Consider the following 23,092-nt stretch of genomic DNA (forward strand, 5'->3'; position numbering starts at 1 on the left):
CTATGCCGGCTGTGGTGGCTAGTTTAGCTAACTCTGTCGGCTACCCTAAGTCTTGGCTATCAAGTGGAGTTCGACTTTAAAGCCCATCATGTCGAGCCGCTCGGCCACCGCTCGCAGCGCGATCTTACTGAAGAACGGAAGACTCAAGGACCCCGTCCGGGCATTGGGATGGCGCATCACGCCATAGACGACGGTGAAATCAGACGGCAGGGGCTTGGTGCGCCCGTCGGGAATCAACGCCAAAAATCCGGACCTTCTGTATTGTTTTTCGCGGACGGTTACGGCTTTGCGAAACGCAGTACGAAAGGCTGAATCGCGGACGAAGCTCTCGGTTGATACAAGACCTTGATTCCACAGATGGCTCAGCGGTGAAGAGCTATGACCGTCCTTCAGGTGGATTAGCTGGCGGCCCGCCGACAGGAAGTCACAAGGTTCGAAATTAGCGCCCGTTGCACCCGCCGGACTAGCCCGTGCCTGATCCAAGCAAAGCAGCTGGGAGTTTGCCAGCAGTTCGGCAATGAATGCGCGCTCATTCTTGGCCGTGGTCGAGGGTGCAAAGGCAGGCGTTACAAGGCCTAGATAAGCCTTCTCCACCTCCGCATAGAATGCGCGGTCAACAAGGTACCATTGCCCATCGAAGAGGACATAGGTCAGTTTCTTGTGCTGCGCTTCGAACACGAAGCACGAATATAGCTTTCGACGATGCTCGCGGTCGGCTTGGCCGTTCTTGATCACACAAACCTGATGCGATGCCCGGAGCTCGGCCATGCTGGCGATGGACGAAAAGTCGCCCTTTTGGAGCTCGGCAACATAATCCTCGATGGCGAGCTCGGTAAAAGCCGACTTTCGACCTGATGACAGCCCCAAGCCAAAATAGCCAATCTCCAAGTCTTCCTCTGGCGCGAGGATATCCGGGATAGCGAGGTGCAGGTCCGATGCCTTGCCGGCGACAAGCGCGGAAAGCTCTGCGAAAGCAAGCGCGTCGAGCGTGTCGCGAAGCTTGCGGTCGCCGACCGGTTGGACATGGTCGACGAACTTGAAGTCCCGCTGATAAGTCTTCTCGTGATATATTTCGAGCGCGCGTTCACAATAAGGAATGATAGCGCGGGGTGCGACAGGCGCGCGAACTGACAAAGCATCCCGCCCTGCCAGCGCCTTAGCGAAGGTGCTGGAAGCTGGGTTGCCCGCAGCCAACCTGATCAAGTCGCGATCAGTGTTGATCTCGAACGCTCCAAGGTCCGCATTGCGGCTCGACTGGGTACGCTTTTGCATCACGGTCGAATCTAGCGTGGCGCTGTCGATCGTGCGAAGCCGGTCACGCGAAACCTGGTTGAGCGTCACCTTAAGCCCAAAGCCCTGCTCAATAGAACTCTCGTCGAGCGCGTGATGGCCTTGACCAAAGCATATCGCAAAGAGCCGCTTCACCGGCGTCGCCGTCTCCACGAACAAGATCGCGGCGCAACTTTGCGTTTGCAGTTCGGTACGGACAGCAGGAGCGAGCTGTCCTAGAAAATCGACCCATCCGGGCGGGTTGGCATCCGATTGGCCGACCCAGAGCTCTCCAACCTCGCTTGCCATCCGGCGGAGTTCGTGATCGGCCTTGAGCGCTTCTGTTACGGTCGCAACCTTCAGCAAGCGTAGCGACAAGGCGACGCTGTTAACTGTCGGTGCCGCGGTTGGATTACTTGCCAATGTTTCCTACCCTCCCGACGAACATATAGCCGCTTCGGGGCAGCTACGGAAAGAACTTGCACCAAATTCATCCGATCCGGAGTGTCTAGTTGCCGATCGTTCCGAATCCGCTGAACAAAAGACGGCTTTCGGGATCGTCTGCCGATCACCTGAAGCACGGAACTCAGGGTGCGTTGCTGCCTGGCAGCTATAAGAGTTGCGAATGGCTAGCTTCGGCGTGAGCGGACATGCCCGCCAACTCATCGGAAAGGTATGTGGTGATCGGCTGCCGCCCTGAAAGCCGTCATTCGCTGCGTCGGAATAGGTCGTCGAAAGCCGCCCTACGTTCGGCCGCTCGCTCGGGTCACCGCAAGCTTACGCTAATCCTACGAGTTGATCTTTGAGCCCATCGAGATCGGAAACCATGTCGAAGTAGGTCGCCGCCTCCCTCTGGAACTGCATTGGCACCAGCGCCGACGTCACCAAGCACGACCGAATCCTGATCGCCCCTTCGGCGATTCCCGTCGCGGTCGCCAGCTGCGGCAAGCGATTGCGCAGGATCGCTACGCGGTCGAGATGCCGCCGCGTCGGCCCGCGCCGGCCGTTTCGTTCAACATGGTTGGGGCCAAACTCGACGAGACGCTCTGCAATCTCACCCACCGTCTTGTCGGCGAGCAGACGCTTGCATTCGATTACGAAGACATCGCCAGTCGCCGGATTCCAGGCGAGGGTGTCGACGTCGCCGTCCGCTGCAGATCCGCCGAGCCTGGTCATCAGAAACTCCGCCTCGGCCTCCAGCCCGAGATCGCGAAGACGCTCGGCAACTGTGTGGTTGAAGCGATGTCCGAGCCGGTCGATCGCACCGCCGATCCACGACCGCATCTCCTCAGATCGGAAGTAGGAGTCTGGCAGACGGGCATTGTAGGCGCGCAAAGCATAGTCGAGACCGTGTTCGGCGATGACGGGCGACACCACACATATAGGGTCGTCCTCGACAGTAAGCTGCACAATCGGCTTGGAAAGGAGGCTGAGTCGGCGGGCGAAGCGCCAAGGATACCAGTCTTTTGCGCTGGCGTTCGCGGGTTTCTTTTCGTCCCATTGGTCGCGCGGCACCAGACACCAGGCGTCCAGAAGAGCGTCCGCCGCATCGGCATCAACATCGTCCATCGCGACAAGATCCGCCTTCAGTTCGGAGCGGCGGATCGTGATCCTGCCGTTGCCGCTGTCCACCGCGCGCTCGCTCAACCGGGAGACAAAGTCGACCATCCGAATCGGCGTTACACCATATTCCGCGACGAAGGCGGCATCGAATTCGGGATTTCGCTGGCGCTCATATTCGGCGTCATCAATCTGCTCGGGGACTTCGTAGAAGGTGTCGTACCCTTCGGCGGCAGCATCGAACTGGTCGCGTGAAAGTGCGACCATGAACGGACCGTGGATCCGATTGGCGAACTCGTCCTCGAAGCGCAGCACTCCGCTTGGCTTGATCTCGACCTTCTCGGCAAACCCGTGATGGATTTCGTCACTGCGGGATGCGATGCCGCACAGCAGAGCCACACGCGCCACGAGAAAATCGAAATCATCGAGTGAGCAAGTTCGTCCACCCGTCTCCGGTGAGGTGCAGACCGCCATCTCGACGACCACTCGGCAACACAGACCGACTTCGGACCGCTCGCTTTCACGCTCGACTGCGGCCCGCATTACATCCTCGCGCGGATGCAGGTGAAGGACTGCCGCTGCGGTATGCCGCCAAGTTCCGCGGTCGCGGTCGACGGCGTTGTGATTGTCGATGCACATCTCGATCACGGAGGTACGGTCGATCAGCTGCAGGCGTTCGCGAATTTCCGCCCAGATGACCTCGACCGCCGTGCTGAGAAGGCTGCTTGCTTCTTTCTTGTTCTCGATCAGCAGAGCCATTCCCGGAGCGATTCCGCTGCGCTGCGCCAGCCCGATGTCGGCCCACGCCCTGACCTCCGCCTGCAGCAGGCGAGGCCGTGGAAGCTCCGCGGTCGCCAGGATATAGTCGGCCGCGGTCTTGGGCGTCAGGACGTGAAGGTGCCTTGAGGCGGTATCGGTAACGATCATAGTAGAGATGCGCTCGGCCAATGTCGCGTCCGCAGAACCTGCCAAGACACGTGCGCCTTCGATGATCGTTTCGACCATCCAGCGGTCGCCGATATTGTCGGCACGGCCGAACGCGCGAAGATAGTCGATGGGACATTCGATGTGGATGACCCCATTCGTCACGCTCAGCACCGGCCGGATCAGCTCAGCTCTTTCGGCGACAGTTTCGGCGCTGAGATCGGCCCCTTCCGGGAATGCTATCTCGATGGCGATGAAATCTGGGAGCGTGGCCACGACAGCAGCGATGCGCGGCGCAATCATCACAGTCCAATTCCTGGCCATGTCCCAGACGCGGTACGGCAGCGAGCCGGACGGCACTGGGTCCTCCTGCTCGATCTCGATCCACCAAGTCCGGCAATCGGCCTCGATCGCAGCCACGGGACGCCCGATCATCGCGTCGGCGATACTCACATAGGATGGCTCCTCGGCTAGATCGGTGAAGTACATCTCGGTCGACGGCCTGCGGACCTCGGCATAACTGCTGCGCGGCACGACCCGCACGCCGTGATGATCGAGCGCGCGCCGTATTCCGGTCCGGATCGACGTCAGATAGTCGGTGCCAAGCTGGACCATTGAGGTACTGCGCGAGACGAAGTCTGGAATCAGTTCGAAGTCGTTGCTCTTGGCGAAGCCGTAGAGATTGAGGAAGCCGTTTGGGTTTACGAGCTGGGTCCGCATGACGAGCAGCTCCCGCTCTTGGTCGAGCAGGCGGTACATTTGCAGCGCGGTGCTGTTCGAATCGTCAGCGTACAACTCGAAATCCTCATTGCCGAGCCCTACGAACCGCCAATGCGGCGGAAGCCGCCCCGGATCAGCCTGAAAGCCGCGCCCCAATCCGCCGAACACGATGATGGTCATGCCGATACGAAAGTCCGGCAGCGCTTCAATGGCGGAGACGCCGGCGGCGGCGAGGCGGCGCACATCCGTCGACACATTTCGGATCGAGCGGAACCCCTCCGTGGCTACCTCGTCGATCCGATCTTGGACGAAAAGAATATGGGCATAAGCGCCGACGTCGAAGCGGCAGATCATTCCGATGAAGCCCGACGCGTCGTCGGCGACGGGTCCAGTCACGCGCTCGAGTCCTAGGCCGAGCCGCGCATTGGTGATGCTGTGGCCGAATTGATGGTCTGTCAGATGGGTTTGGATAAGTTCACCAGCATCGTTGCCAAGCGCCATCTCGATCGCACGCCGGCGGATCGCCGCACCGATCGCGGTGGGCAGCGCGACGACGAAATCCTCCCCGTCCATGACGATCGGCCGGGCTTCAAGAGAGGTCCAGCTGATCGTCTCATGGCGAAGCTTCGGGCTCTGCCGCGGATCGAAGATGAATGGCCGCAGGTCGAACGGATGGATGCCGGCCCGCTCAAGGTCCTCCGGGCTGAAGCGAACGCGTCCAGCGAGCTCCTGAATGCGGGCGGTCGAAAATTGTACCCTGCCCAGTCGGCGACCACCGCCAAGCGCATTTCGGGACAGGCCGCTTCGCTCGGCGATCGCAGTGCTCAGTCGCAGCAGCGCACTCAATTGCCGGAGACAATGGTCCGACCATTCCTGCCCGTGCCTGAGGCACGCCGTAACGGCGTATAGCACCGACTGAACATACCCGGCGTTCGCCTCCCAGATCCCTTCGAACAGCAGCGAATTACCGGCCCCGGATATGACATTGGCGATGAAGACATCCTCAGGCGGGTCTTCCTGGTGGCCGACATGATCCGCGCCGAGGATTTCGTTCAGCCATTCGCGCAGCTGCGCGGCCGTCGGCTTGACCGATCTGTTCGAGCGCAGCGCGACGAGATGGATCAAAACTTCGACCCTGACGGTATTCGCATGAAGTTCGGGGTCGGTGAGAAGCCCACCCAACATCGCGAGTGTCGCCGCCTTGTCGAATTTCTCGAGCCGCGACGCTAGTTTAGCCAGCCGTGCTTCGATGTGCCCTATCGCCATAGCATTGTTCGCCGCCATCATTGCATCGAGCATCATCATCGTCATTACCTGCTGTCCAATCCGCCTCGACCGAGAGTTTCGGTGTCCGTCGCGGCTGTGCTGGATCGAAGGAGGGGTGGCGCGCTTCACCCCTTCCCAATCAGCCGCGGCCGCTGCCGTTCTTCGTCGGATCGGCGAGACGGAACGACTGGCCGGGCCGCTCGGTAGGCGGCAGGGGCTCACCGCGAACCACGGTGCGTTCCCGGCCAGTCCCACCGCCACGCGGTCCAACGATTTCATACTGGCCAGAGCGTGGGGCGGTCTGCCCCGGCTTGTAGGTCTTGCTCATTTCTCAGGTCTCCAAGTCAGCCTGCACCATGCCGTGCTGACGCCCTCATCATATGGGCACTTGACTTTGGGATCAAGTAGGAGAAAATAGGTCCTAGAAATTTTGATCAGGGAGATCATTATGGCCAGTGCCAATCCGTCGCCGATGTCGGGGCAAATGCGCCCGACGATCGTGCCGCATACGCATCCGTTGGATGACGACCTCTGCCCAACTTGCGAGCAGCCCCTGCCGCATGACCGCGCCATCGAAATTCGCGAGCGTCTCGCATCGCGTGAGCGGGAACGAGCGGCCGAAATCTCCGCGAAGCTGGAAGCGCGGTTCAGCGCCGAAAAGGCAGAAGCCCTCCAGCAGGCCGCGCGCGACGCTGAACTAAAAGTTGCATCGGCGCGGGATGAAGCGCGCAGCGCGGCCGAGGCCGCCGCGCGGGAAAAGATCGATGCGGCGGAACGCGCCAAGGCTGACGCGGCGACCGCGCAGGAGAAGGCTCAGACCGAGTTGGCGGACCTCAAAGCCAACGCGGTCGCTAGGGAAGCGGAGATCCGCGCAGAAGCCGAACGCACGGCCAACACTGCGGCCGAGGCCAAGGTGGCGGAAGCCGATGCCAAGCGCGTCGCGTCGGAAACCCAGCTTAAGGGACAGCTGGCACAGGTCGAGGCCGACAAGATCGCGGCGCAGGATGCCCGTACTGCCCTTGAGGCGCAGCATGCCCAGGCGGTCCAGAAGCATGCCGACACGATCGAGCAGATGCAGCAGGATGCCGTGTTCCGGGAGGCTGAAATCCGCCGCGAAACGACCGAAGCCGCCGAAGCAGCAGCGCAGGAAAAGGTGAGCATCGCCGATGCCGCCCGCTCCACAGCGGAAGAAACGGCACGCACCGCCCTCGCCGAGGTCCAGAGCCTAAAGGACAGTCAGGAATCGACCCTGCAAGAACGCTTGTCGGAAATGCGCGAGGCGATGGAATCGGACAAGACCGAAGCGGTCAACGCGGAGAAGGCGGCCGCCTACGAAGCCACTCTAAAGCTCTCCGCGAAGGTCACCGAGCTGCAGCGCGCGCTGGAGAAGAAGACCGCCGACGAGCTCGGTGAAGGCGCCGAGATCATCCTTCACGAGGCGCTGAAAGCCGAGTTCGACGGCGATCGGATCGAACGGGTGAAGCATGGCCTACCGGGCGCCGACATCATCCACACCGTGATCCACAACGGCAAGGAATGCGGCAAGATCATCTACGACTCTAAGAATCACGGCGCCTGGCGCAACGAGTTCGTGTCCAAGCTCAAGGTGGACCAGATGGCGGCCAAGGCTGAGCACGCCATCCTCACGACCAGCAAGTTCCCAGCGGGCGGCCGTCAATTGCAGATAGTGGACGGCGTCATCGTCGCCAATCCGGCGCGCATCGTCGCCATCGTACAGATGGTGCGGCAGCATCTGATCCAGACCCACACGCTGCGTCTCAGTGGCGAGCATCGCACACACAAGACCCAGGAGCTTTACGATTTCATCACGTCGGAGCGCTGCGGCAACCTGCTCGGTCGGTTCGACGCCCATGCCACCTCGCTGCTCGAGCTTCAGGACAGGGAGCGCAGGGCGCACGAGACGCACTGGAAACAGCAGGGGATATTGATCGGTTCTGTGCAGAAGGTAAGCGCCGAACTCATCCGTGAGATCGACGAGATCATCGCGGGCGGCGAGACACCGGAGGCAACGACGTGAACAAGGCAGCGATCGCACGGGGTGGCAACAATGTGGTCAATCTGCAGGAGCGTCGCCTCGATCGCACCGTACTGCGAACCTATCGCACAAGGGCCGACATCGACGAGATTGTGCCGAACGACAAGCAGCCGCGGCGCGGACCGAAGGAAGATGAGGAGCTGCAGCGGCAGATCGAAGCCAATGGCGGACTGTTCGAACCGTTGTTGGTCGAGCCCCATCCTGACCTTCCGGGCAAGTACCGGATCATCGACGGCGACCGCCGCTGGACCAACTCGCGAGTGCTCGTCGAGCAGGGCAAGGAAGACTATCGGGAAGTCCCGATCGAGGTCACCGACCGCACGCTGAGCGAGGAGGACCGGCTCCGGGTGTGGATCTACATCCACCGCCAGCGCAAAGAGTGGGATGCGCGCGAAAAGGAAATGGTCGCCTATCAGCTCGTACAGCTGATGGGACGCACCAGTGCCGCAAACATTCTGGGCATCACCGTCCGCGAACTCGACAAGCTGGTGGAGATCTTCGAGGTGTCGGAGAAGTTCAAGGAGCTGCGCGACCCGAGCGCCGGCATCACCTGGGCGCGGGAACTGATGGGCGTCAGCAAGAAACTGCTGACACCGACCGTCATCGAGGCCGTGGTCAAGAAGGTCAATGACAAGCGGATCACGAACTCGAAGGATCTGCGCAAGCTGCGCTCCATTCTTCCCGATCCGGTCGCCAAGGCGCAATTTCTGAGTGACGCGGGAGATCTCGACACCGCATTGCTCCGCCTAGGTCCGACCGAGAGAAAGTCGAAAGGCGGTTTGGCCGAAGATCTGGAAGCGATGGTCGAGGCCATGAAGAAGGTGCCTTGGACTACGCTTCAGGAGTTGCGCGGTAATAGCGAACTCTTGGGTAGGATCGATGATGCCGAAGCACTGCTTCGGTCGTTGCGCACTGCGCTGTCTTGATCGGCAATATATGGCTGACGGGGAGCGTGGAAATCCGGTGTGGACTTATGCGGGCTCACGTTTGCGCTGGAACGCAAAATTTCGACATAGGAAAGCCCAATGTCAGCCCGCTTAGGTCATCCATTCTTCCTGATCAAATTCGAGAAGGACGAGCTGTTGTTCAATCGTCCGAAAGCGCCTCCTCGATGACGGTCGCAACGAGCGCCACGTCCTCTGCCGTTGGCTCAACCGCCAGATCGCCATGTACAACCGAGTTGCGCAGCAAGATCAGGGGGCGAAGCCGCCTCTCCGTTTCCGGATCGATACGGCCGAGCATCGCCAGTGCCTGGAGGACGCTGCCTGGCGTCCGGGGGCGCGCCTCCTGTTCGGCTTCCGCGTTGAGGAGCGTGGCCTCGAGCAGGGACCACCCGAGTATAAACGCGGCTCTGGAGTACCCCTTTTCGGCCAGGGCGCGGATGTCGTCGAGCTGGCGGCGTATCGCCGGCAATGCCGATGCCTTGATCGTTAGGGTCTTCAGCGGATCCTCGGCGACGTATGCAACGACGAACTTCCAGTTCGGGTGCCCCTCGAACAGCGCCCTGATGCGCCGGAGGGTGTGATCTGATGCTCGGCTCCGGCTCTTCTTGACCTCGATCGCGACATATTCGTCACCTCTACGCGCGACCGCGTCGGGCACGTATGACCCAAGGAAATCCGGCATCTCCTTCGGGTCAGGTGCGATCTCAAGCGAGAAGCCCTTTGCTTCATACTGTCGGCGCAGCGAGGCGAGCAGATCGCGCTCTGCCTGGCTTTCTTCGTATCGAGCCGCGCTCATGGATGAGTCCTCCAGGTCAAATCGTCATCGATCCGGATATACACGACCGGCTGTCGCTCGTCGGCAGCCGTGATGGTGTCTAGTGCCGCCGCCAGCTGATCAGTTGGGGTGGCGAAGGACCAGCCGGTCTCTGGCTCGAACTTCTGCGAGACGACCCTCTCCACCACTTCGTCATCAAGGTAGGCTTGGCCCTCCAGCGCATCGAGGATCGGCTTCACGATGTTGTCGATGTCGCCGGGCATCGGTGCGGTCGGAAAGTAAAAGATGGTGACGGCCATCGGCGTGTCTTCTTCCAGCCAGACGAACTCGGCCGTCTCCTCTGCCCGCTTACGCGCCGCCTCGGCGACGGTGCTTTTCCACCTCTCCTTCGACGACGGCTTCGCCTGAAGCGAGAGCGGGATAGCTGCCAAATGGAACTCCAGAGGGAACAGCGAAGCGTACTTCGTTTCGGCGGTGGGTTCGACCTCGTCCATGACCGAAACTTTGGAGCAGGCGCCTTATACATGCAACGTTGGATAAGCTGCCCTATCCGCAATCGGCCAACTGCGATCGCCCCGTAGCGAAAAGCTGTCGGTCCGCATCTAGGGAGCGAAAATCGGCAGCTGAGTGACCGAGAAGGGTCCGACCAGGAAAACGGCACCGACGCATTCGAATGTCCGCTATCCCGTTTTCGCGGCGGTGAAGCTGCCTGTCAGGAGCGTCCGACCAGCCCGGACCTAGGTAAACGGGCTTAGGCTGATCCACGAATGGCCGCTGTCGGCATAAACGGACGTTTCCAGTCGCGTCGCCGAAGGGCAGGAATGTTCCAGTTCGCGTCACTAAAACGGAGATGAACGAATGGCCGCTTTCGGGGTGCTCATTCGTTGGCCTGAATGTCTGACTTCGGGGCGGAAAGAGCCATTGCGCTGGCGGGCTGGGCGTTCAGCGGGGCTGCACATATATTATCAGCTAGTCAACGGTTGGCGCCGCGCCCACTTCCATTTACTTCATCGCGCAGCTCATCGAGATAGTCCGACCAACACTGCATCATCCGCACCCGTTCATCCCAAAATTCACCGCGCGCATAAGCGCGACGCACGCCGTTCAATTCAATATGAGCGAGTTGACGTTCGATTGCGTCGGGATGCCACTTGCCCATCTCGTTGAGCAGCGTACTGGCCATGGCGCGGAAGCCGTGGCTGGTCATTTGCGCGCCGGAATATCCCAGTTTGCGGAGCGCTAGGTTCAGCGTGTTTTCCGACATCGGCCGCGTACCCAAATGAACGCCCGGGAATACATAGCGCCCGTAGCCCGAGAACTCCCGGGCTTCCTCGAAGAGGGCGAGCGCCTGGCGCGAGAGAGGGACGCGATGCGGACGGCGCATCTTCATCTTGTCCGCCGAGATCGACCATATGGCCCGGTCGAAATCGATCTCTTGCCATTCGGCATGGCGCAGCTCACCCGGCCGCACGAATACATGCGGGGCGATCCGAAGCGCGAGGCGTGTCACCTGATGGCCACTGAAGTCATCAATGGCCTGCAGGAGAGGGCCGACCTCATGCTCGTCGGTGATAGCCGCGCGATGTTTGACCTTCGGCGTCGTCAGCGCATCCTTAAGGCCTTGTGCCGGATCGATCTGCGCCCGCCCCGTCGCCACGGCGTAGCGGAACACCCGTCCGAACACACTGCGCAGGCGACGGGCCGATTCATATCGGCCTCCGGCCTCCACACGGCGCAGTACAAGGAGGAGCTCGGTCGCCTCGATGCTCCCGATCCTCCGTTTACCTAGGGTTGGATAAGCGAAGCTCAGCAGCCACTTGATCTTGTCCAGCGTGACATCGGACAAGCCTTCACGTTCCCGCTTGGCGAGCCACTCCTGAGCCACTGCTTCGAACGTCGACATGTTCCCGAGTTGCGCGCGCAGTTTGTATTTTCGTTCGAAAAGCGGATCGAGCCCGATCGTCAGGGCGCTGCGCGCATCCCTGTGCCGCTCGCGCGCCTCGCTCAAACCCACCTCCGGAAAAACGCCAAGAGCGAGGGTCTTGTGCTTGCCATCGAAACGATAATTGTATCGCCAGTATTTGCCACCATCGGGCGTCACGAGGAGGTACAGGCCATGGCTGTCCGAGAGCTTGTATTGCTTCTCGCGAGGCTTGGCTTTGCTGGCGGCTAGAGCTGAAAGAGCCATGCGGGTATCCCGAGCAGATTTGATACCCGCAACTGTATCAAACCATTTTCGGATTCCAAGATGCGCACCCGGACGGGGGTGGACTAACCCTTGGTTTTACAAGCCCTTTTCCGGACGTCTGCGGACGGCCCCGGGAGAACAAATGGTGCCCAGAAGAGGACTCGAACCTCCACGACCTTGCGATCGCCAGCACCTGAAGCTGGTGCGTCTACCAATTCCGCCATCTGGGCACGGGGTAGGCTGGCGCGGGTAGCTGTCGCGGGGCGGCTTGTCAACGCGCGGTTGGAGAGTTTTTGCGTCGGTCCGGGATCGGCTCAGCCGACAAGGCCGAGGGACGGCCAGTCCAGCACCTGCGTTTCCTCGCCCGCCTGAGCGGCCGGGGCGCCGATCGGGCGGATGATGAGGGCATTGGCCTGCGCGGCGGCGCGCATGGCGGCGCTGTCCTGAAAGCCGATCGGCGTGGCGATGCCGTCCTTGAGCGTGGCCCGGACGAAATCCGTCCGATTGCCGACGGCCGGCATCGCGGCGCCCAGTCGGCCGGTGCGCGGCCGGGGCAGGGGGGCTGCCGCGCCCGCGAAATGACGGATGAGCGGCAGCAGGAACAGCGCGCCGGTGACCAGCGCAGAGACGGGATTGCCGGGCAGACCGAGCACAATGGCCTGATCCAGCCGCCCGACGATGAGCGGCTTGCCCGGCCGCATCGCGATCCGCCAGAAATCGATGGTGCCGCCAGCGCCCTCGAGCGCAGGGCGGATGAGATCGTGATCGCCAACCGATGCGCCGCCCGAGGTGACGATGATGTCCGCCCGCGCCGCTTCGCGCATCGCTGCGGTGACGGCGGGCAGATCGTCAGGGATCAGGCGCTTGTCGATGACCGCGCCGCCCACGCCCTCGATCATCGCGCGGAGCATCGCGCCGTTGGAAGCGGGGAGCTTGCCGGGCGGGCAGGGCGCGCCGGGCGGCACCAGCTCGTCTCCGGTGGAAAGGATCGCGACCCTTGGCCCCGGGCGAACCGGCAGCATCGCGTGGCCCGCGAGCGCGGCCAGCGCGATCTGCGCCGGCCCCAGCCGCATGCCTGCCGAAAGCAGCGTATCGCTTGCGCCAAAGTCGCTGGCGCGCGGGCGGACGTGGCGGCCTGGCGCACCGGGACCCTCGCCGGTCAGCCGGATCGTGGCGCCGTCCGCCGTCACGTCCTCCTGCAGGATGACGGTGTCGGCCCCCACGGGCATGGGCGCGCCGGTGAAGATCCGCATCGCCGTCCCCGCGGCGAGCGCATCGCCGGAGGGCACCGCGCCGGCGGCCATTTCGCCCACCAGCCGCCAGGGGCCGGGCATGTCAGCCCAGCGCACAGCATAGCCGTCCATGGCCGAGAGGTCGGTCCAGGGCTGGTCGCGGCGGGCCGCCAGCGGTGCGGCGAGATAGCCGCCAACAGCTTGCGCGAGGGAGAGGGCCGTGGGGGGCAGGGGTGTCGCCAGCGCCAGCAACCGCGCCTGCGCTTCCTCGACCGGCAGCAGGCTCATGCCGTCGCCTCGTCGGCCATGCGGAAATAGACGACGCGCTCGGTTTCCTCGAAGCCTACCGCCTTGTGGAAGACATGGCCGGGATCATTGTCGAGCAGCGCATCGGAAGCCGATTCGGCGCAGCCTTGCGAGAGGCCCCAGTCGCGCGTCGCGGCGACCAGCGCGCGGGCGACGCCCCGGCGGCGATGGCCGGGTGAGACATAAATGCCTTCGAGGAATGCGACCGGCGAGCCGTCGCAGCCGTTCACATGGTCGGTCCGGCGCGTGGCTTCCGCGAAGGCGATGACGGCCTCCACCGCATCGAGCGCAACGAATAGCGCATAGTCCGCCGTGTCCCGCTCCAACAGTTGGTCGCGCTGCTCGGCCTGATGCTCTGCGAGGCTGCCCTCTTCGGGCCAGAGCGCGTGGCGCAACGCCGCGACCTCCGCGACATGGCGCATCTCGCCGCGCACGATCTGCATCTCAGGCCGTCCAGTCGCCGGACTTGCCGCCGGCCTTGGCGGTGACATGAATATCACGGACCATCATATGCTTGTCGACCGCCTTGAGCATGTCGTACAAGGTCAACAGCGCGATGGAAACGGCGGTCAGCGCCTCCATCTCCACGCCGGTCTTGCCGCTCGTCTTCACCGTTGCGCTCGCCGTCGCGCCGGTCGCATCGAGCGCGAGGTCGAGCGTGATGCCAGTGATCGGCAGCGGGTGGCAGAGCGGAATGAGCTCGCTGGTTTTCTTGGCGGCCATGATCCCGGCAATGCGGGCGGCTGCGAACACGTCGCCCTTGGCGGCACTGCCATCGGCGATCGCGTCCCGCGCCGCCGCGTTCATGTCGATCCGGCCGGTCGCGGTGGCGATGCGGGCCGTGTCCGCCTTCGCCGAGACATCGACCATGCGTGCCGCGCCGGCCTCGTCGGTATGACTGAGCCCGCTCATGCGCCGATCAGCGCCCGCGTCGCCGCCTCGACGTCGGCCTGACGCATCAGCGATTCCCCGACCAGGAAGCAGCGCACGCCATGGTCCGCCATGGCATCGAGATCGGCCTTGGAGCCAAGGCCGCTTTCCGCAACGAAGGTGCAGCCCTCCGGCGCCCGGCCGACCAACTCGTAGGTCCGGGCGAAGTCGACGGTGAAATCCTTGAGATTGCGGTTGTTGACGCCGATCAGGCGGGACTTGAGCATAAGCGCACGCTCCAGCTCTTCCTCATCGTGGACCTCGACCAGCGCATCCATGCCGAGACCGAGCGCGACCTCCTCTATCTCCTGCATCTGCGTGTCGGAGAGGGCCGCCACGATGATGAGGATCGCGTCCGCCCCGATCGCCCGGCTTTCCAGCACCTGCCAGGGGTCGACCATGAAGTCCTTGCGGATGACCGGCAGCGAGACAGCGGCGCGTGCGGCGATCAGATACTCCTCATGCCCCTGAAAATAGGGCGCGTCGGTCAACACCGAGAGACAGGCGGCGCCCCCCGCCTCATAGGCACGGGCATGGGCCGGGGGATCGAAATCGGCCCGAATGAGTCCCTTGGACGGGCTGGCTTTCTTCACTTCGGCGATCAGGCCGTATCCGCCCGCGCTCACCTTGGCATCGAGCGCCCGGCGGAAGCCGCGCGGCGGCGTCTGCGCGGCGGCGCTGGCTTGCAGATCGGCCAGGCTGGTCGCGGCCTTGCGCGCCGCCACTTCCTCGCGCTTGGTGGCGCAGATTTCGTCGAGCTTGTTCATTCGTAAGCGATCCAGCAGTCGAGCAGCGTCTTGGCAAGCCCCTTGTCGATCGCCTCGGCCGCTTCCTCCGCGCCTTCGGCAAGGCTGGAGACTTCCCCGGCGACCATCAGCGCGGCGGCGGCGTTGAGCAGGACGGCGTCGCGATAGGCGCCCGTCTCGCCCATCAACAGCGCGCGCAGGGCGGCGGCATTATGCGCCGGGTCGCCGCCGCGAATGGCGTCGATGGGATGGCTGGGCAGGCCGGCATCCGCCGCGCTCACCCGCCGCATCGCGACGATGCCGTCCGCGCTCACATCGGCCACGTCGTTGCCGCCCGCGAGGCTGAGCTCGTCGAGGCCCTCGTCGCCCGAGACGACCATCGCCCGCTCGATCCCGAGCGAGGCCAGGGCTTCCGCGTAAATCGGCACATAGGCTGGCCGCGCGATGCCGATGAGCTGGCGCCTCACCCCAGCGGGATTGGCGAGCGGCCCCATCAGGTTGAAGATCGTGCGCCGCCCGATCGCCCGGCGAATCGGCCCGAGCCGGCCAAGCGCGGGATGATGCTTCTGCGCGAAGAGGAAGCAGATGCCGATCTCGGCGAGGCTCCGCTCCGCATTCTCGGCCGCGCGATCAAGATCGAGGCCCAGTGCTTCGAGCGTATCGGCCGCGCCAGCCTTGGATGAGGCCGCGCGATTGCCATGCTTGGCGACCGGCACATCGCACGCCGCGACGACGAGGCTGACGGCGGTCGATACATTGAGCGTATGATGCCCGTCGCCGCCCGTGCCGCAAACGTCGATGGCATTGTCCGGCGCCTGCACCGGGATCAGCCGCTGCCGCATCTCGCGGGCGGCCGCCGCGATCTCGATCGCGGTCTCCCCCCGGTCGGAAAGCGCGACAAGGAACGCGGCAATGTCCGCATCGCTCACCGTCCCGTCGAGGATCGCGGCGAACGCTGCGGCCGCCTCGCTTTGCGAGAGCGGCGCGGAAGGATCGGGCAGGACAGTCATGGATTTGCCTTTGCGGCAGGATGCGGCTGCTGTCGAGTGACTCCGCTGATGACGCGCCCTCTACGAACTCTTACTCTTCGGCGTCTTCTTCCGGCTCCGCTATGTCCACCAGCGTCCACACGACCGGGATCTTGCCGCCACCGGCCTTGCGCCCGCTCATGTCCGCCTCGAGCCGCCCGCCGCTCTCCTGCGCCGCATGGACCATATCCCAGTCGATGTCGGCAAGGCGCGCCTTCACGCGATTGACGTAACCGGGCAGCTGCGTGCGCTGCCAGGAGAGATAGACGAAGCGGTCCTGCGGCGTTCCGAAGGCGAACGGCCCGGTGAAGACCGGCGGCTTGGCTTCGTCCACCGCCGGCGCCACGCGCAGATCGAAATCGAACGCGAACGTCCCGTCCTCGCGCTGCACGCCGGGGTGGATCGCTTCCTTGTTGTCCTGCAGGCCGAACATAGTCGGGCTCGGATCGGCGTCCGCGCTTGGCGCGATCGGATCGTCCCGCAGCAGACGCAATCTCAGTATGCCCTTGTCCGCCATCAGACGCGCTCGGCGACCTTCATCCCGGCCGCGCGCATGAAGTTCGCCAGCATGGCATGACCATGCTCGGTCGCGATGCTCTCGGGATGGAACTGGACGCTGTGGATCGGCAGGCTCTCGTGGCGGAAGGCCATGACCGATCCGTCCTCGCTCGTCGCGTTGACGATCAGGCTCGCCGGAATATTCTCGACGATCAGCGAGTGATAGCGCGTCGCCGTGAAGGGCGAGGGCAGGCCCTCGAACAGCCCGGTGCCGTCATGGCTGACCGGCGACGTCTTGCCGTGCATCAGCCCACCGCGCACCACCTTGCCGCCGAAATGCTGGCCGATCGTCTGATGGCCGAGGCACACGCCGAGCAGCGGCTTGCCGGCCTCCGCGCAGGCGGCCACGAGATCGAGGCTGATGCCCGCCTCATTGGGCGTGCAAGGGCCGGGCGAAAGCAGGAACGCCTGCGCGCCGGTCGAGAGCGCCTGTCCCGCCGACATGGCGTCGTTGCGCACGACCTCCACCTGCGCGCCCAGCTCCATCAGATAATGGACCAGGTTCCAGGTGAAGCTGTCATAATTGTCGATGACGAGGATCATGGCGATGATCTAGAGGCGTGCTTCAGGCGGCGCAACGCGAATATGGGGTCGGTGGAGATGACGGCAACCGGCAGGATCATCCTCCTCAACGGCGCATCGAGCAGCGGCAAATCCTCGATCAGCCGGGCGCTGCAAGATCGGCTGGACGCGCCCTTCTGGCATATCTCGATCGATCATCTGCGTGATGCCGGCGTGCTGCCGCTGGCGCGCATCCGCAGCGGTGAGTTCGTCTGGGCAGACATGCGCGAGGCCTTCTTCGACGGCTTCGAACGCTCGCTGCTCGGCTACACGTCGACGGGCAACGACCTGATCGTCGAATATATCGTGGAGACGCGAGCCGGGATGAACCGGCTGGTCGGTCTGATGGCCGGGCAGGATATCTTCTTCGTCGGTGTGCATTGCCCGCTGGACGAGCTGGAGCGGCGCGAGAAGTCGCGCGGCGACCGGCCGATCGGCGATGCGGCGAGGGATTTTCATACGATCCACGTCCATTGCGACTATGATCTGGAGGTCCAGTCGCTGGCGCCGCCCGGGGACAATGCGGACCGGATCATCGCTGCCTGGCGTGCGCGCTCCGAAGACCGCGCCTTCTCGCGGATGGCGAAGACCGGCCAAAGCGCTATAGATAGCGCATGACGACGCCAAACGACCCCATTCTCGTGCTCACCACCGGCGGCACGATCGACAAGCTCTATTTCGATGCGCTCAGCGAATACAAGATCGGCGAATCGATCATCGCGCGCGTTCTGGATACGGCGCGCGTGACGCAGCCGGTCGAGATCGGCGAGGTTCTGCGCAAGGACAGTCTGGAGCTGACCGATGCCGACCGCGCCCTGATCCGCGAGCGCGTCATCGCCGCCGAGGCGCGGCGCATCGTCATCACCCATGGCACGGACACGATGACCGTGACGGCGCAGGCGCTCGGCACGGTGCCCGGCAAGACCATCGTCCTCGTCGGCGCGCTGGCCCCCGCGCGCTTCTCCGAGACGGACGCGACCTTCAATCTCGGCATGGCCTTCGCGACGGCGCAGGTCGCGCCGGGAGGGGTCTACATCACCATGAACGGCACCGTCTTCCGCGCGGACGAGGTGGTGAAGGATCGCGAGCGCGGGGCGTTCGTGGCGAAGACGTAACCGGCAACACCCTATCTATAAGTGCTCCTGCGAAGGCGGGAGCCCAGGGCGGCTGAGAACAGGTCTTTCGGCCGGGCCCTGGGCTCCTGCCTCCGCAGGAGCACAAGCGTAAACTCTACTTACGAAGAAACGCCGCAACCTCGTCACCCCAGAACTCCGGCTGATTGAGCGTCCCATGTCCGCGCGTCTTCTCCGTGCCCGGCACCAGCACGAAGCGCGCGTCCGGCATCCGCGCCACCGCCTTCTCCGCCACGCCGAGCGCGGGCGGATTGAGCAGGTCGTCGGCGAAGTTGATCCAAAGCAGCGGGGCAGTCACGCGGTCCAGCCGGTCCCAGGGATTATAGTTTCGCGAGGCATCGGTCTGGTAGATCGCGTCATTGGCATCTCGACCGCTCGAGAGGCTGAGCGCCATAGCTTCCTCGGCGAATTTATCCGCCGCCTCGCGCGTCGGATAGCTGGTCTGGAGATAGAGCGCGCCCGATGCCATCAGCATCGCGATGCTGGTCGCGCCGCGCATACCGGCCACCGGCTGGCTCGTGTAATTGCCCTCGTTCCAGGCCGGGTCCAGCTTGATCGCGTCGATGATGAGCTTGCGCTGCAACCGGTTCTGCCCGGCAATCTCGATCGGATAGCAGCCCATCGGCAAGAATTTTTGCGCGGATTCGGGATAGGTCGTCGCCCATTGAAACGTGACCATGCCCCCCATGGAAATGCCCATGACGGCCTTGAGCTTGGCGATGCCGAGCGTGTCCCGCACCAGCGTCATTTCCGCCTCGACCATGTCGGCATAGTCATAGGCCGGGAAGGCCATGCGAAGGCCGTCGCTCGGCTTGGACGAGCCGCCATGGCCGATCGCATCGGGCAGGATCACATAATGAATGCTCGCGTCGAGCGGCGCGCCCGGGCCGAAGAAAGCGTCGATCAGCGCCGGCGCGAGGAAATTCCCGCCGCTGCCTCCGGTGCCATGATGCAGCAGGATCGCATTCTCGATCGCGCCCGAACCGTCGCGGCGCGGCGTCCCCAGCGTGCGATAATTGATCCTCAGCTCCGGCAAGCGCGACCCGTCGTGAAAGACGAAATCCCGCAGCGTCACTGCACCGCTTTGCAGATTGAACTCGCGCGTCATGGATACCGTCCTCGCCGGTAGATCAGGTCAACACGTCTGCCCGCAGTCATCCTCCTGGTCCACCTCGATCTGGATGGTGACGTGATCGATGCGGAAGGTTTCTTCCAGGTCCCGCGTCAGCCCCGCGAGGAAGGCATTGCCCGGATGGCCCCCGGGCATGAACAGATGCGCCGTCAGCGCGGTCTCGGTCGTGCTGATCGACCAGATGTGGAGATCATGGACCTCCGCAACGCCGGGCTGGCCGCGCAGATAGACCGCAACCTGGCCATGATCGATATTGGCCGGCACGGCGAGCAGGCTCATCTTCACCGAATCGCGCAACAGCCCCCAGCTGCCGACGCCGATGACGAGGATGATGATGAGGCTGGTCAGCGGATCGATCCATGAAAGCCCGCTCAGCATGATGGCGATACCGGCAACGACCACACCCACCGAGACCAGTGCATCAGCTGCCATGTGCAGATAGGCGCCCCGAATGTTGAGGTCGTCATGGCGCCCGCGCATGAAGAGCAGCGCCGTGCCGGTGTTGATGACGATGCCGATCGCCGCGACGGCGATCATCGTGCCACTGTTGACCGGTTGCGGATCGAGGAACCGCTGCACCGTCTCCAGCGCGATCGCGCCCACCGCGACGAGCAGCAGCGCCGCATTGATCAGCGCAGCGAGGATGGACGAGCTTTTGAGGCCGTAGGTGAAGCGCGTGTTCGGACTGCGCTTGGAGAGGATCGTCGCGCCCCAGGCGATGAGCAGGCCCAGTACGTCCGAGAGATTGTGCCCCGCGTCCGCGACCAGCGCCATCGATCCTGAGATCAGGCCATAAGCCGCCTCGATGACCACGAAGGCGGAGTTGAGCACGATGCCGATCGCAAAGGCGCGGCCGAAATCAGCCGGCGCGTGGACGTGCCCCGCGCCATGATGGTGGCCATGGTCGTGCCCATGCGAGTGGCCGTGCGAATGATCATGCGCATGGCCGTGGCCGTGGTCATGGCCGTGATGCAAGTGTCCATCCATGCGTCGGCGCGAAAATCCCTGCGGTCGATGCTGCCTGCCTATCAGAGCCAATCGCGCGCTCCAAGCCGCCGCGCTCAGTCCATCGCGGCGCGCGCGTCGATCACCGGTTGCGGCGAGAGCGTGATGCCGCCCGACCATGGCCGGTCGAGATCGAGGATCAGTGCCAGCGCCAGCGTCAGCAGCAGGAAGAGGATCGCGGTCATGGCGAGATGGCGCTTGTCCTCCTTGCGACCGAGCACATAGCCGACAATCCCTGCCGAAAGCAGCGCGAACAGACTCACCATGTCGAGCACGCGGGCGGGAATGCGGGATTCCCGCTCGGCCTTGCGGCGCGCGGCGGCATCGAACATCTCGGTCGTCGCCGTGACGAGTGTCGGCGCGAGCGTCGGCGGGGTGGCCGGCAGGGCAGTGCGCAGACGCCGCCACACTTCCGCCTGCGCCTTGCCGGTTTCCGCCTCGATGACATGACGGTCCTTCGCGTCCGGCAGGCGCAGGCGCACATCGGCATAGTGTTTAAGCGAGGTCCGCAGTGCTTCGCCTTCCGCGCCGGGCGCCAGGATCGCGCGCAACCAGGCGGTGCTGATCGCATTGCCTTCTTCGACGATCATCGTGCGCCGACTGTCATAGCGGCTGAGCGCCAGCGAGAAGGTGAAGGCGATCATCAGCCCGAGCAGTGCGAGCGACGCAGCGAGCAGATGCCCGTCTGAATCGGTATCCGTCGCGTTCCTGTCGAAACGCAGCCGTGCCCGGCGTCCAAGCTGCGCGAACAGGAGCAGGGCGAGGAAGAAGGGCAGGGCAATCGCCCAGAGCGGCGCGGACGCCATGGCTTGTTCGAGCGTTGCCAATGTCCGGCCCTCCCACGGATGATCGGCGCAATCTGTCGCATCTCGCCCGGGGAGGGAAGCGCGATGTCTGTCCTACAGCCGCCATTCCATGTCATGACAACTGCACGAGCCGAAAACGGCCTCGTCGCTCTTTGATTTCGTAAATGCACGATAAATCAGTGACTTGCCGTCAGGTCGCGATGCACTGCCGCGTTTCACCATGCGCGATATGAGGGAAGTTAGAGAAAATAGCGCACAAGACCGACAGAAATCCGCCATTTCTTCAATGATCGTCCAGTCAGGAGACGGTAGAATGCGGTGCAGTTTGCCATCCTCGCCGTGACAGCAGCCTCAGACAGTCGGCCTCCCTGTCAGAATGCCGTCGCGCAGGTGCGCTTGCCGAGCTCAAGTGATTCGGGCGAGCGCGCGCTTTACTGCCCGAACCGCCCCTCGCGCGCGACTTTCACCGCTTCGGTCGCCGCGGCAATCAGCGCGCCGGACTTCGCCTCGCACTCGCGCTGCTCATAGGCCGGCTCGCTGTCCGCCACGATGCCGGCACCGGCCTGTACATGCATAAGGCCATCCTTCACCAGCGCGGTGCGGAGCACGATGCAGCTGTCCATGTTGCCGTCGGGCGAGAAATAACCGACGCCGCCCGCATAAGGCCCGCGCGTCTCGGGCTCCAGCTCGGCGATGATCTCGCAGGCGCGGACCTTGGGCGCGCCCGAGACGGTGCCTGCGGGGAAGCCCGCGAACAGCGCGTCCAGCGCATCCTTCTTCGGATCGATCCGGCCGACCACGTTCGAGACGATGTGCATCACATGGCTGTAGAGCTCGACCATGTAGCTGTCCGTCACCTTGACGGTGCCTGCGCTCGCGACCCGGCCGACATCGTTGCGGCCGAGATCGAGCAGCATCAGATGCTCGGCACGCTCCTTGGGGTCGGCGAGCAGGGAGTCGCGGTTCTCCGCATCCTCGATCGCGGTCTTGCCGCGCGGGCGGGTGCCCGCGATCGGGCGGATCGTCACTTCCCCGTCGCGCACGCGCACGAGGATTTCCGGGCTGGAACCGGTGAGCGCAAAGCCGGGCAGATCGAGATGATAGAGGAAAGGCGAGGGATTGATCCGCCGCAGGGCGCGATAGAGATCGATCGGCGGCAAGGTGAAGGGCGTGGTGAAGCGTTGCGCCAGCACGACCTGAAAGATATCGCCCGCGACGATATAATCCTTCGCCTTCAGCACCATCTCGGCATAGCGGCCGGGCGCCAGATTGGGCGTGACGGCGATGTCCGCGGGATCGAAGTCCGGCGCCTTGGAAGGCGGCAGCGGACGCGCGAGCAGGGCGGCCGTGTCTTCGATCCGGTCGGTCGCGGCGGTGAGAGCCTTGTCGATCTCGCCGACATCGTCGGCCCAGACCGGCGCGACGACATAGAGTACGTCGGCCAGCCGATCGAACACCAGCACGACCGTCGGCCTCACGAACAGCATGTCCGGCGTGCCAAGGCCATTGTCGGCCGGGCGCGGCAGCTTCTCGACCAGCCCGATCGTCTCATAGGCGAAATAGCCGACCAGGCAGGCGAGCGCCGGTGGGAGGGCGGGATCGACCTCGGCCCGGCACTCGGCAACGAGCGAGCGCAGGCCGGTCAGCGGATCGGCGGTGAGCGGCTCGAAGGCGTTGCGGTCGGTCCGCCAGTGGCGGTTGATCTCGCAGCTCCGGCCGGTCGCGCGGAACACCAGATCGGGCGCGAGGCCGATCAGGCTGTAGCGGCCGCGCACCGATCCGCCCTCGACGGATTCGAGGATGAAGTCACCCCGCTCGGGCTCGATCAGCTTCATCGCGGCCGAGACCGGTGTCTCGGTGTCAGCGATGAACCGCTGCCAGACGAGCGCCGATCGCCCGGCCGAGAGGGCTGTGCGCGCGGCGGCGATGCTGTCGTTGGCGAGGGTCAAGCGT

At 63.8% G+C, this 23,092-nt stretch carries 21 protein-coding genes and 1 tRNA gene; 4 read left to right on the forward strand and 18 right to left on the reverse strand.

The features are described from left to right. Positions 1–45: 45 nt before the first annotated feature. The 3 genes from KM135_RS11270 to KM135_RS11280 form a co-directional block, all read right to left on the reverse strand. Entirely contained in the window at positions 46–1,635 is a 1,590-nt protein-coding gene (locus KM135_RS11270; protein ID WP_221714123.1) for a DUF6119 family protein, read from the reverse strand. 411 nt (positions 1,636–2,046) lie between these two features. After that, complete coding sequence (locus tag KM135_RS11275; protein ID WP_221714124.1) at positions 2,047–5,784, reverse strand: hypothetical protein; 3,738 nt, start codon at positions 5,782–5,784, stop codon at positions 2,047–2,049. Between the two features lie 94 nt (positions 5,785–5,878). After that, the gene (locus KM135_RS11280) at positions 5,879–6,067 is read right to left on the reverse strand and encodes a hypothetical protein (protein ID WP_221714125.1); all 189 of its coding nucleotides are present in this window, start codon (positions 6,065–6,067) and stop codon (positions 5,879–5,881) included. Positions 6,068–6,187: 120 nt separating this feature from the next. On the opposite strand from KM135_RS11280, the gene KM135_RS11285 reads away from it, so the two are divergent. Then, a complete protein-coding gene (locus tag KM135_RS11285; RefSeq protein WP_221714126.1) occupies positions 6,188–7,777 on the forward strand; it encodes a DUF2130 domain-containing protein in 1,590 nt (529 codons plus the stop codon). Beyond that, a complete protein-coding gene (locus KM135_RS11290; RefSeq protein ID WP_221714127.1) occupies positions 7,774–8,721 on the forward strand; it encodes a ParB/RepB/Spo0J family partition protein in 948 nt (315 codons plus the stop codon). The genes KM135_RS11285 and KM135_RS11290 overlap by 4 nt, the downstream gene beginning before the upstream one ends. Before the next feature lie 160 nt (positions 8,722–8,881). Here the strand turns inward: KM135_RS11290 and KM135_RS11295 are convergent, their stop codons facing one another. From KM135_RS11295 to KM135_RS11345, 11 genes are all read right to left on the reverse strand, one after another. Beyond that, entirely contained in the window at positions 8,882–9,535 is a 654-nt protein-coding gene (locus KM135_RS11295) for a hypothetical protein (protein WP_221714128.1), read from the reverse strand. Beyond that, a complete protein-coding gene (locus tag KM135_RS11300; RefSeq protein WP_221714129.1) occupies positions 9,532–10,008 on the reverse strand; it encodes a RusA family crossover junction endodeoxyribonuclease in 477 nt (158 codons plus the stop codon). Before KM135_RS11300 ends, KM135_RS11295 begins: the two co-directional genes overlap by 4 nt. A gap of 479 nt (positions 10,009–10,487) precedes the next feature. Continuing rightward, positions 10,488–11,702: a tyrosine-type recombinase/integrase gene (locus tag KM135_RS11305; protein ID WP_221714130.1), complete on the reverse strand. Its 1,215-nt coding sequence runs from the start codon at positions 11,700–11,702 to the stop codon at positions 10,488–10,490. A gap of 143 nt (positions 11,703–11,845) precedes the next feature. Further along, positions 11,846–11,932 (reverse strand) — tRNA-Leu (locus tag KM135_RS11310). An 84-nt stretch (positions 11,933–12,016) separates the two neighbouring features. Beyond that, positions 12,017–13,222: a molybdopterin molybdotransferase MoeA gene (locus KM135_RS11315; protein WP_221714131.1), complete on the reverse strand. Its 1,206-nt coding sequence runs from the start codon at positions 13,220–13,222 to the stop codon at positions 12,017–12,019. Then, a complete protein-coding gene (gene aac(6') / locus KM135_RS11320; protein ID WP_246605979.1) occupies positions 13,219–13,683 on the reverse strand; it encodes an aminoglycoside 6'-N-acetyltransferase in 465 nt (154 codons plus the stop codon). The genes KM135_RS11315 and aac(6') overlap by 4 nt, the downstream gene beginning before the upstream one ends. A gap of 1 nt (position 13,684) precedes the next feature. Beyond that, a complete protein-coding gene (gene moaC / locus KM135_RS11325) occupies positions 13,685–14,152 on the reverse strand; it encodes a cyclic pyranopterin monophosphate synthase MoaC (protein ID WP_221714132.1) in 468 nt (155 codons plus the stop codon). Beyond that, positions 14,149–14,937 (reverse strand): indole-3-glycerol phosphate synthase TrpC, encoded by a 789-nt coding sequence (gene trpC / locus KM135_RS11330; protein ID WP_221714133.1) that lies wholly within the window; start codon positions 14,935–14,937, stop codon positions 14,149–14,151. The genes moaC and trpC overlap by 4 nt, the downstream gene beginning before the upstream one ends. Continuing rightward, positions 14,934–15,926 (reverse strand): anthranilate phosphoribosyltransferase, encoded by a 993-nt coding sequence (gene trpD / locus KM135_RS11335; RefSeq protein WP_221714134.1) that lies wholly within the window; start codon positions 15,924–15,926, stop codon positions 14,934–14,936. Before trpD ends, trpC begins: the two co-directional genes overlap by 4 nt. A 70-nt stretch (positions 15,927–15,996) precedes the next feature. Continuing rightward, a complete protein-coding gene (locus KM135_RS11340) occupies positions 15,997–16,461 on the reverse strand; it encodes a DUF5990 family protein (RefSeq protein WP_221714135.1) in 465 nt (154 codons plus the stop codon). Continuing rightward, positions 16,461–17,045: an anthranilate synthase component II gene (locus tag KM135_RS11345; protein WP_221714136.1), complete on the reverse strand. Its 585-nt coding sequence runs from the start codon at positions 17,043–17,045 to the stop codon at positions 16,461–16,463. Before KM135_RS11345 ends, KM135_RS11340 begins: the two co-directional genes overlap by 1 nt. 57 nt (positions 17,046–17,102) lie before the next feature. Here KM135_RS11345 and KM135_RS11350 point away from each other — a divergent pair, with 57 nt between their 5' ends. Together KM135_RS11350 and KM135_RS11355 are read left to right on the forward strand one after the other, a co-directional pair. After that, positions 17,103–17,681 carry a chloramphenicol phosphotransferase CPT family protein gene (locus KM135_RS11350; RefSeq protein ID WP_221714137.1) on the forward strand — a complete coding sequence of 193 codons (579 nt, stop codon included), beginning with the start codon at positions 17,103–17,105 and terminating at the stop codon, positions 17,679–17,681. Beyond that, positions 17,678–18,178 (forward strand): asparaginase domain-containing protein, encoded by a 501-nt coding sequence (locus KM135_RS11355; RefSeq protein ID WP_221714138.1) that lies wholly within the window; start codon positions 17,678–17,680, stop codon positions 18,176–18,178. Before KM135_RS11350 ends, KM135_RS11355 begins: the two co-directional genes overlap by 4 nt. 115 nt (positions 18,179–18,293) lie before the next feature. Here the strand turns inward: KM135_RS11355 and KM135_RS11360 are convergent, their stop codons facing one another. From KM135_RS11360 to trpE, 4 genes are all read right to left on the reverse strand, one after another. Then, on the reverse strand, positions 18,294–19,304 hold the full coding sequence (locus KM135_RS11360; RefSeq protein ID WP_221714139.1) for an alpha/beta fold hydrolase: 1,011 nt from the start codon (positions 19,302–19,304) through the stop codon (positions 18,294–18,296). 27 nt (positions 19,305–19,331) lie between these two features. Beyond that, positions 19,332–20,315, reverse strand: a complete 984-nt coding sequence (locus KM135_RS11365) for a cation diffusion facilitator family transporter (protein WP_221714140.1) — start codon at positions 20,313–20,315, stop codon at positions 19,332–19,334. 74 nt (positions 20,316–20,389) lie between these two features. Then, positions 20,390–21,160 (reverse strand): bestrophin-like domain, encoded by a 771-nt coding sequence (locus KM135_RS11370; protein WP_221714141.1) that lies wholly within the window; start codon positions 21,158–21,160, stop codon positions 20,390–20,392. A gap of 410 nt (positions 21,161–21,570) precedes the next feature. Further along, on the reverse strand, positions 21,571–23,088 hold the full coding sequence (gene trpE / locus KM135_RS11375) for an anthranilate synthase component I (RefSeq protein WP_221714142.1): 1,518 nt from the start codon (positions 23,086–23,088) through the stop codon (positions 21,571–21,573). Between the last annotated feature and the right edge of the window lie 4 nt (positions 23,089–23,092).

It is taken from the genome of Sphingobium xanthum, assembly GCF_019737615.1.
Taxonomy (GTDB): Bacteria; Pseudomonadota; Alphaproteobacteria; order Sphingomonadales; family Sphingomonadaceae; genus Sphingobium; species Sphingobium xanthum.